Origin of the sequence: Thermogemmatispora sp. (assembly GCF_019683635.1) — a bacterium.
In the GTDB taxonomy this organism is placed as follows: Bacteria; Chloroflexota; Ktedonobacteria; order Ktedonobacterales; family Ktedonobacteraceae; genus Thermogemmatispora.
In genome coordinates, this window is sequence record NZ_JADGIA010000349.1 from 1 (window position 1) to 2,498 (window position 2,498).

General features: G+C 66.7%; 2 protein-coding genes. Both read right to left on the reverse strand.

Annotation, left to right across the window (positions count from 1 at the left end; translation table 11 throughout):
* Positions 1-264, reverse strand: a 264-nt coding sequence (locus tag IRZ31_RS21175; protein ID WP_297157718.1) for a DUF4157 domain-containing protein, incomplete at its 3' end; no start/stop codon positions are given.
* Positions 265-334: 70 nt separating this feature from the next.
* Entirely contained in the window at positions 335-2,398 is a 2,064-nt protein-coding gene (locus tag IRZ31_RS21180; RefSeq protein ID WP_297157720.1) for a DUF4157 domain-containing protein, read from the reverse strand.
* Positions 2,399-2,498: the final 100 nt, after the last annotated feature.

The following is a 2,498-nucleotide window of genomic DNA, read 5'->3' on the forward strand; positions in this document are numbered from 1 at the left end:
CGCCTCGCTCTGCGGCGCGTACTCCCCCTGGCCGAAAAAGATGTCCTGCCCGACGGTGTAGGCCCGCGCATTCAGGGCGCGCGCCGCCTGGGCCGCCTCCGCATTGGCATGAATGCGCACCTGACTGAAGTCGTGCCCGAAACGCGGCTCCATGAAGGCCCGCACCTCCTCAGATAGGGCCTCCCCCGAGCTACTCCCTCCTGGCAGGAGCGGGCCGGGGATCGCGACCGACTGCTCCTGCGGAGATCGCTGATGCTCTCGCACGTATCTCCTCTTTTGTATAGCCCGGTCCATGAGAGCCTCCTTTTTCTGCACTGAGAGCACCTGCATTGGTCTATATCTTCAGGCTTTTGAGCGCGGCGATCAGCGTGGGGCGCCACCAGGGATCGCGGGAGGGATGACTGACAAATTTGTCAACCAGCCCGGTGACGGGATCGGTGATGGTGGCAGGGGCCGGCGTTGTCCCGCCAGAGGCGCTCATGGCGGTCCAGGCCGTCTGCATGGCCGTACCGATCTCTTTATCGGCCTCCACCGCCAGGGTGCGCGAGACGCCAAAAAGCGAGTGTTCGGGCGAGTCCTTGGCGATCTCGGAGTGCGTCGGCCCCAGCCCTTTCGCGCGGGCATCAGCCGCCGCCCTGGCGATCTGGTTCTTCGCCTGCTGCTCCAGGATGCCCGTGCGTGCAGCGGCCAGGGCGGCTGTTCTCACCACCAGGATGGCAGGGAAGAGTACGCCGAGGAAGAAGGCTGTGCCGACCAGGCCAATGAGCGCATCCAGAGAGAGGCCCGCCAGTGCGCCAAGGCCACCTCCGATGGCCCCACCGACGGCGCCCAGCGCTGTGCTTCCGATGCCGGCACCGGTATGATAGCCGCTGGCTGCACCAGACGCCACTCCAGAGGCGGCTCCGCCGAAGAAGCCAGTGATGCCATGCCAGACGGCGCTCAGCCCGGAGTGCGTGCGCCAGCCCTCCGCCGCCCCCTCGACCGCACCCGTGGCCATGCCGCCGAGGCCGCCAAGCGTGCCGCCGATGACGCCACCGGTCACGCTGCCAATCGCGCTCCCAACAGCCTGTCCCCCATGCCAGCCGACCTCCGCCAGGCGCGCGAGGACATCTCTCTCGGTCAGCCCCATCTTGCGGAAGTAGCCCTTGATGAAGGAGCGCGTCAGCTCGCCGTTCTCGGTCTCCGTGCAGATCAGCTCCAGACGGCTGACCCAGTCGTTGGCGCCGGGCGCGTAGGTGCCGGTGATGATACCCGGCAGGGCCGGATTGAGGGGATCGTGACCACCGATGAGGGCCACGTCATTGCCCAGCTCCGACTTCACCAGTGCGTTGTACTGTGTCGCGGTGATCGTTCCATCGTTCTTCAGAACCCAGAGAGCCACCTCGACAAAGTTGGAGTGCGAGTAGTAGTCCTCGATGGCATGCAGCGCGTTGCCCATGGCCTCCATGCCCTCCGGCGTGCGTCCTTCCCCAATCGCCTCCTCCAGCTTACGCTTCGCATGAAACTTCCCACGCTCGATGTATTCCGGCAGGCCACTGGCAGCCGCGGCATGCTTGATGTCGGCCAGGTGGGCCTGCTCTTCGTCGTAGGCCGCCTTCTGCGCGGGCGAGAGCTTTTTCTCGGCCTCGGCGCGCTCGGCGGGCGTCAGGCGGGGATCTTCGACGGTGCCGCCGCCTTCGGGATTATCCAGGTGCTCCGAGGGCACGTAGGTACCCAGGTCCTCCTGCCGCACCTCGCGCCCAAATTCGCCGAGCGCCAGGATGTTGATCAGCGGCAGGGCCTTCGGAGGGAGCTGCGAGAGGTCGCGCAGCCAGTTGCCGAAGTAGACGCTGCGCGCCTCCTCATGGCTGAAGCCGACGGAGGTCAGCGCCTCTTCCTCGATACCGCCGTGACCGGCCTCGCCGGCCTGATAGCGCCAGAGGCGGCCCCCTGTCGCGCGCTGGCTGACGTTGACGCGCGTTCCCTGCCCGCCGAGTACCTGATCAGCCACAGCGTTGGCCTCCTGCTCCTGCGGCTCCTCCGGTCCGCTCACGGGTAGTCGCTGAGCCAGCCTGACAGGCGGCTGATCCGTCTGGGTTCCGCTCTGCTGCACCACGTGTGTCAGCTCGTGGGCTAGCAGCCAGCGGCCCTGCAGGCTGGCGGGCGCATAGTGTCCGCTTGCGAAGACGATATCTTGCCCGACAGTGTAGGCCCGCGCATTCAGGGCGCGCGCCGCCTGGGCCGCCTCTGCATCGGCGTGAATACGCACCTGACTGAAGTCGTGCCCGAAACGCGGCTCCATGAAGGCCCGCGTGGTCGCGTCCAGGCTCTCCCCGGCGCTGGTGGCAGTCTGAACTGCCTGCTCAGTCAGCTCCTGCATCGGTCGACGGTCAGCATCGCGACTGGAAAGCTTCCTCATAGCCAGCCTCCGATCTCCGCCTCGGTCAGCGGCTTCTCCAGCTTGGCATACTCAACGGCGGCGGCGCGCAAGAGATGGCTCATGTGCAGCGACTCGCCAG

Coding starts and splice junctions, on each gene's coding strand:
- IRZ31_RS21180 (WP_297157720.1), bottom strand. CDS start 2,398: ATGAGGAAGCTTTCCAGTCGCGATGCTGACCGTCGACCGATGCAGGAG.